Origin of the sequence: Hydrogenophaga sp. 70-12 (assembly GCF_001897365.1) — a bacterium.
Lineage (GTDB): Bacteria > Pseudomonadota > Gammaproteobacteria > Burkholderiales > Burkholderiaceae_C > Hydrogenophaga > Hydrogenophaga borbori.
On sequence record NZ_MKSS01000352.1, the window covers coordinates 1 to 6,701 of the forward strand.

7 protein-coding genes and 1 pseudogene are annotated in these 6,701 nt (G+C 73.0%); 7 read left to right on the top strand and 1 reads right to left on the bottom strand.

Annotation, left to right across the window (positions count from 1 at the left end):
* The 7 genes from BGO22_RS18235 to BGO22_RS18265 form a co-directional block, all read left to right on the top strand.
* A partial coding sequence (locus BGO22_RS18235) for a TolC family protein (RefSeq protein WP_286852096.1) occupies positions 1-888 on the top strand: 888 nt, incomplete at its 5' end.
* 124 nt (positions 889-1,012) lie between these two features.
* Positions 1,013-1,675, top strand: a complete 663-nt coding sequence (locus BGO22_RS18240) for a PepSY-associated TM helix domain-containing protein (RefSeq protein ID WP_070397930.1) — start codon at positions 1,013-1,015, stop codon at positions 1,673-1,675.
* Between the two features lie 22 nt (positions 1,676-1,697).
* Positions 1,698-2,210 carry a DUF2271 domain-containing protein gene (locus BGO22_RS18245; protein ID WP_070397929.1) on the top strand — a complete coding sequence of 171 codons (513 nt, stop codon included), beginning with the start codon at positions 1,698-1,700 and terminating at the stop codon, positions 2,208-2,210.
* A 28-nt stretch (positions 2,211-2,238) separates the two neighbouring features.
* Complete coding sequence (locus tag BGO22_RS18250; RefSeq protein WP_070397928.1) at positions 2,239-3,102, top strand: DUF4198 domain-containing protein; 864 nt, start codon at positions 2,239-2,241, stop codon at positions 3,100-3,102.
* Between the two features lie 113 nt (positions 3,103-3,215).
* Positions 3,216-4,235 (top strand): FAD:protein FMN transferase, encoded by a 1,020-nt coding sequence (locus BGO22_RS18255; RefSeq protein ID WP_070397927.1) that lies wholly within the window; start codon positions 3,216-3,218, stop codon positions 4,233-4,235.
* Between the two features lie 35 nt (positions 4,236-4,270).
* On the top strand, positions 4,271-5,683 hold the full coding sequence (locus BGO22_RS18260; RefSeq protein WP_070397926.1) for a sulfite reductase subunit alpha: 1,413 nt from the start codon (positions 4,271-4,273) through the stop codon (positions 5,681-5,683).
* A gap of 74 nt (positions 5,684-5,757) precedes the next feature.
* A complete protein-coding gene (locus BGO22_RS18265; RefSeq protein WP_070397925.1) occupies positions 5,758-6,462 on the top strand; it encodes an SDR family oxidoreductase in 705 nt (234 codons plus the stop codon).
* Positions 6,463-6,514: 52 nt separating this feature from the next.
* Here the strand turns inward: BGO22_RS18265 and BGO22_RS18270 are convergent.
* Positions 6,515-6,701 (bottom strand): annotated as a pseudogene (locus BGO22_RS18270) (Fe(3+) ABC transporter substrate-binding protein); the annotation flags it as partial.

The following is a 6,701-nucleotide window of genomic DNA, read 5'->3' on the forward strand; positions in this document are numbered from 1 at the left end:
GCCGGCAACTACTTCCTCTGGCTCAGTGCCGGCGAGCGCCTGGTGATCGCGCGCCAGAACCTGGAGACCGCCGAGCGCGTGCTGCGCGTCGTCGAGGCGCGCCAGCGCAACGGCGTGGCCACGGCGCTGGAGGTGTCTCAGCAGCGCGCCACGGTGCTGTCGGCGCGCACCGCCCTGATCCCGCTGGAGCTGCAGCAGCGCCAGACCGCCTCGGCCCTGGCCCTGCTGCTGGGCCGCGTGCCGCAGGGCTACACGCCGGCCGGCGGCGCGTTCTCGCAGCTGCGCGTGCCCGAACTCGCCCCGGGCCTGCCCGCCACGCTGCTCACGCGACGGCCCGACCTGGCCTCGGCCGAGTCGCAGCTGGCCGCCGCCGACGCCAACGTCGCCGCCGCGCGCGCGGCGCTGCTGCCCAGCGTATCGCTGTCGGGCTCGCTGGGCCTGGGCACCTCGGCCCTGCTGAGCCTGGCCGACCCCACGCGCAGCGTCTCGCTGGGTCTGTCGCTGGCGCAGTCCATCTTCGACGGCGGCCGCCAGCGCCTGCAGGTGCGCACCACCGAGTCGCAGCGCGTGGTGCTGATCGAGAACTACGGCAAGGCCATCCGCACCGCCTTGAAGGAAGTCGACGACGGCCTGGGCAACCTCTCCCGCAGCGAGCGGCAGGAATCGCTGCAGCGCGAGCTGGTGGCGCAGGCGCAGCGCTCGCTGCAACTGGCCGAATTGCGCTACCGCGAGGGCAGCGGCGACCTGCTCTCGGTGCTGGACGCGCAGCGCACGCTGTTCTCGGCGCAGGACGCGCTGGCCACGCAGAAGCTCTCGCGCCTCACGGCCGCGGTGGATCTCTACAAGGCCCTGGGCGGCGACTGGGTCGAGTCCCCGTCGTTGTCCTAAGGCCACCCACCGCTCGCGCTTCGCGCGAACCCCTCAAGAGGGCGTCACCTGCGGCCCGCAAAGCCGGTCCCATGGTGTCTCTCGGTTTGGTCTTGCAAATGAGAATGGTTATAATTTGCAAGTTGTGAATACCCGGTCAGACACCTCCGCCAAACCCCCTTCGGCCGCCCCGGCGGCGTCCAGCCGGGCCTATTGGCTCAAGACCCTGCACCAGTGGCACTGGATCAGTTCCGCGCTGTGCCTGATCGGCATGCTGCTGTTCGCCTTCACGGGCATCACGCTCAACCACGCCGCCGACATCCCCTCCACGCCCGTGGTGCAGAACAAGGCGCTGGAGCTGCCCGAGGACCTGCGCGCCGCGCTGGCGGTGAAGGACGACGAACCCGGCAACGCCGCGCTGCCGCCCGCCGTGCACGCCTGGCTGTCCGAGGCGCTGGACCTGAGCCTGCCCGCCAGCGAGGCCGAGTGGTCGCCCGAGGAGATCTACCTCTCGCTGCCGCGACCGGGTGGCGACGCCTGGCTGCGCATCGAGCGCGAGACCGGCGGCGTGGAATACGAGCGCACCGACCGCGGCTGGGTCTCCTACCTGAACGACCTGCACAAGGGCCGCCACACCGGCCTGGCCTGGAAGTGGTTCCTCGACATCTTCTCGGTGGCTTGCTTGGTGTTCGCCATCACCGGCCTGTTCATCCTCAAGTTCCACGCCGCCGCGCGGCCCACCACCTGGCCCATGGTGGGCGCGGGCCTGGTGATCCCGTTGTTGCTCGTGATCCTGTTCATCCACTGACCCTCCAAGGAGCCGTTTTCCCATGACGACCATCCGTTACGCCGCCGCGCTCACCGCGGCCGGCCTCGCCTGGCCCGCCGTGGCCGCCGACATGGCGCTCAAGGTCGAGATCCCGCGCCTGTCGGTGGCGGAGTACCACCGCCCCTACGTGGCGGTCTGGATCGAGAAGCCCGACCAGTCCTTCGTGGGCAACCTCGCGGTCTGGTACGACATCAAGCTGCGCAACAACGAGGGCACCAAGTGGCTCAAGGACATGCGGGCCTGGTGGCGCAAGAGCGGGCGCGAGCTGAACATGCCCGTGGATGGCCTGAGCGGCGCCACGCGCGCGCCCGGCGAGCACAGCCTGCAGTTCGGCGATGCCGCCCTGGGCCAACTGGCCCCCGGCGAATACGCCGTGGTGCTGGAGGCCGCACGCGAGGTGGGCGGCCGCGAGCTCGTGAAGGTGCCTTTCGTGTGGCCGCCCAAGGGCGCCACCACCACGCAGGCCCGCGGCCAGCACGAACTCGGCGCGATCAGCGTCACCGTCAAACCCTGAAGCCCCGAAACCGACCGGAGACCTCTCGATGAAGAACATTCCGCTTCGCGCCCGCGCGCTCGCCCTGGCGGCGGCCGCCACCCTGGCCCTGCCGCTGGCCGCGCACGCGCACCGCGCCTGGCTGCTGCCTTCGGGCACCGTCTACTCGGGCCAACAGCCCTGGGTGAGCGTGGACGCCGCCATCTCCAACGACATCTTCTATTACGAGCACAACGCCGCCGGCCTGGACAACCTGGTCGTCATCGGCCCCAACGGCCAGCCGGTGCCGGCCGAGAACCAGGCCAAGGGCCGCTACCGCAGCATGTTCGACGTGAAGCTGGAGCAGCAGGGCACCTACCGCATCGCGCTGGTCAACGACGGCCTGATCGCCAGCTTCAAGGTCGGCGGCGAGACCAAGCGCCTGCGCGGCTCGGCCGAGTCCCTGGCCAAGGACATCCCGGCCGACGCCACCGAGCTGCGCGTGAGCCAGAACAACAGCCGCGTGGAGACCTTCGTGACGCGCGGCAAGCCCAGCACCGACGCGCTCAAGCCCACGGGTGCGGGCATCGAACTGGTGGCGGTGACGCACCCGAACGACCTGGTCGAGGGCGACACGGCCACCTTCCGTTTCCTGGACAACGGCAAGCCCGCCGCGGGCTACGCGGCCACCGTCATCCTGGACGGCCTGCGCTACCGCAGCGAGCTCGGCGAGATCCGCCTCACCACCGACCAGAACGGCGAGATCCAGGTGAAGTGGCCGGCGGCCGGCATGTACTGGGTGAACGTGGCCCCGCCGCGTGCGCCGCGCGTGGAGGGCGCGCCGCCCGCGCCGCCCAGCGGCCCCGCCGGTACCCTGGCCGAGCCGGTGCGCCGCTCCAACTACAGCCTGACGCTGGAAGTGCTGCCGAAGTAGGTCCCCCCGCCGCGCTTCGCGCGACCCCCCATGGGGGCGGCAGCTGCGGCCCGGCGAAGCCGGTTCCGCGCAGCCCCCGGGGCGGGGCGCTCCGTGCGCGGCCCAAGTCCACCATGACCCGCGTACTGGTGCCCGATCACATCGAAGGCGCGGCGCCCCTGCTGGGCGCGCGCCTGCAGCGCCTGCGTGGCGAGAGCATGGGCACCACCTGGCAGGTGCTCTGGGCCGACCGCGACGCGGCGCGCCAGGGCGCGCTGCGCGCGGCCATCGAGGCCGAGCTGGACCTGGTGGTCGGGCAGATGAGCAGCTGGCTGCCCACGTCCGACCTGGCGCGGTTCAACGCCGCGCCCGCCGGCGCGCGCCGGCCCCTGCCCGAGGCCTTCGCCGAGGTGCTGGCGGCGGCGCTCTGGCTGGCCGACACCTCCTCGGGCGCCTTCAACCCGGCTGCGGGCGCGCTGGTCAACCTCTGGGGCTTCGGTCCCGCGCCGCGCTACACCGACCCCGGCTTCGCTCCACCCTCGGCCGACGCCGTGCGGGCCGCGATGCCCGCCACCGACTGGCGCGCGCTGCGCTTCGACGCCGCCGCGCGCGAGGCCACGCAGCCCGGTGGCCTGCGGCTCGACCTCTCGGCCATCGCCAAGGGCCACGCGGTGGACCGCGTGGCGCGGCGGCTGCGGGCGATGGGCGTCGCCCACGCGCTGGTGGAGCTGGGCGGCGAGTTGCGCGGCCAGGGCCTGCGGCCCGACGGCATGCCCTGGTGGGTTGACCTGGAAACGCCGCCCGTGCGCGCCGGCCAGGTCGCGCCGCGTGCCACGCGCGTGGCGCTGCACGGTCTGTCGGTCGCCACCTCGGGCGACTACCGCCGCGCCTACCTCATGGACGGCCAGCGCCTGCCGCACAGCATCGACCCGCGCAGCGGCCAGCCCGTGGCGCACGGCCTGGCCTCGGTGAGCGTGCTGCACGCCGACTGCCTCTGGGCCGACGCGTGGTCCACCGCGCTCACCGTGGCCGGTCGCGAGCAGGGCCTGGCCCTGGCCGAGGCCCATGGCATCGCGGCCCTGTTCCTGCAGCGCGAGGCCGACGGCCGCCTCAGCGAAACCCTCACCAGCGCGATGGAGCGCCTCGCGGGCTGAACCGCGTTCGCCGCCCACCGCGCCCACGCCACCCGATGCCTCTACCGGAAAAAATCACCTACGCCCTGGCCGTGCTGGCCCTGTACGCCCTGATGTGCGGCGCCTTCGCCTGGCAGCACCGGCGCCGCCAGGCCGAGGCGCGGCGCCGCGTGGCCGCGCTGCTGCCCGCCACGCCCGGCGTGCCCGCCTGGTGGGTGACCTACGCCAGCCAGACCGGGCAGGCCGAGGCACTGGCCCTGCAGACCGCGCAGGCCCTGCACACCGCTGGTGTGCCGGTGCGGCTGGCGCCCTTGGGCGAGCTGGGCCTGGCCGACCTGCGGCAGGCCGATCGCCTGCTGTGCGTGGCCAGCACCTACGGCGAGGGCGATCCGCCCGACAGCGCCGCCCGGTTCGCGCGCCAGGTCATGGCCTCGGCCGACGTGAGCCTGTCGCACCTGCACGTGGGCCTGCTGGCCTTGGGCGACACCGCCTACGCCCACTACTGCGGCTTCGGCCGCGCGCTCGACGCCTGGCTGCGGGCGCGCGGCGCCTTGCCGCTGTTCGAGCGCATCGACGTGGACAAGAGCGACCCCGAGGCGCTGCGCCAGTGGCGCCAGCACCTGGCCCACCTGGCCGGCACCAGCGACCTGCCCGATTGGGAGGCCCCGGCGCTGCAGCCCTGGCGGCTGCGCGCACGCCGCCACCTCAACCCGGGCAGCGCGGGCGAGCCGGTGCACCACCTGGAGCTGGTGCCCAGCGCCGGCGCACTGCCCGACTGGCAGGCCGGCGACCTGGCGCAGGTCGAGGTGCCCGGGGCGCCGGGTGCGCCGCGCGACTACTCCATTGCCTCGGTGCCGGCCGATGGCGCGCTGCACCTGCTGGTGCGCCGTTCGCGCCGCGCCGACGGCCAGCCGGGCGTCGCCTCGGGCTGGCTCACCGAGGGCTTGGCGCTCGATGGCACCGCGATGCTGCGCGTGCGCGCGCACGCGGGCTTTCGCATCGCTGGCAATGCCGATCGCCCGCTGATCCTGATCGGCAACGGCACCGGCCTGGCCGGCCTGCGCGGGCACCTGCGCGGGCGCCTCGCCGCCGCGGGCCGCCTGCACGATGCCGCGAGCGCGCCGCGCCCGCCCGATGTGGCGCCGATGTGGCTGCTGTTCGGCGAACGCCAGTCGGCCCACGACGCGCACCACCGCGAGGAGATCGATGCCTGGGCGCGCCAGGGCTGGCTCTGCCGCGTGGACTGGGTGTTCTCGCGCGACCAGGCACAGCGCCGCTACGTGCAGCACGCGCTGGCCGACGCGGCCGGGGCCGTGCGCGACTGGGTGGGGCGGGGTGCCGCCCTCTATGTGTGCGGCAGCCTCGATGGCATGGCGGGCGAGGTCGACCGCACGCTGCGCGGGATCCTGGGCGACCAGGCCTTGGAAGACCTGGCCGCGCAAGGCCGCTACCGGCGCGACGTGTATTGAGGCCCCCGGCCCGCGCGCTCCGCGGTCCCCGGGTAGCATCCGCCGCTTCCCTCACTCATACGGAAGGCAAGGACATGGCGGCAGTCAAGGTGGCGATGGTCACGGCGGGTGGCAGTGGCATGGGCGCGGCCGTGGCGCGGCGGCTCGCGGCCGATGGGTATGGCGTGGGCGTGCTCTCGTCCTCGGGCAAGGGCGAGGCCCTGGCCAAGGAACTGGGCGGTGTGGGCGTGACGGGCTCGAACCAGTCCACCGACGACCTCAAGCGCCTGCTGGACGCGCTGCTGGAGCGCTGGGGCCGCATCGACGTGCTGGTGAACAGCGCGGGCCACGGGCCGCGCGGCCCCATCCTCGACATCAGCGACGAGGACTGGCACCGCGGCATGGACACCTACCTCATGAACGTGATCCGCCCGACGCGGCTGGTGACGCCGCACATGCAGCAGCAAAAGGGCGGGGCCATCGTCAATATCTCCACCGCCTGGGCCTTCGAACCGAGCGCCATGTTCCCGACCTCGGCGGTGTTCCGCGCGGGGTTGGCGTCCTTCACCAAGGTCTTCGCCGACACCTACGCGGCGGACAACCTGCGCATGAACAACGTGCTGCCGGGCTGGATCGACAGCCTGCCGCCCACCGAGGCGCGCCGCGACAGCGTGCCGCTGAAGCGCTACGGCACGAGCGAGGAGATCGCGGCCACCGTGGCCTTCCTGGCCTCGGACGGCGCGGCGTACATCACGGGCCAGAACCTGCGGGTGGACGGCGGGCTGACGCGCTCGGTCTGACATGAAAAAGGCCGCGCGGTGGCGCGGCCTTTTTTCTGGGGACCGGTCCGGTTTACTTGTAGCCCACCCGGTCCAGCATCTGCTGCACCTTGGTCAGGTTCTTCGCCACGGCCGCCAGCGGCACGGTCTCGATCTTGAAGTGCTCGCCGCCCATGGCCTGCAGCGCCGGGTTGTCCAGCTTCACGCCCTTGGCGGCGGCGAACTCGTTGTTGCCATCGGCGAAGTACTTCTGCGCCGCC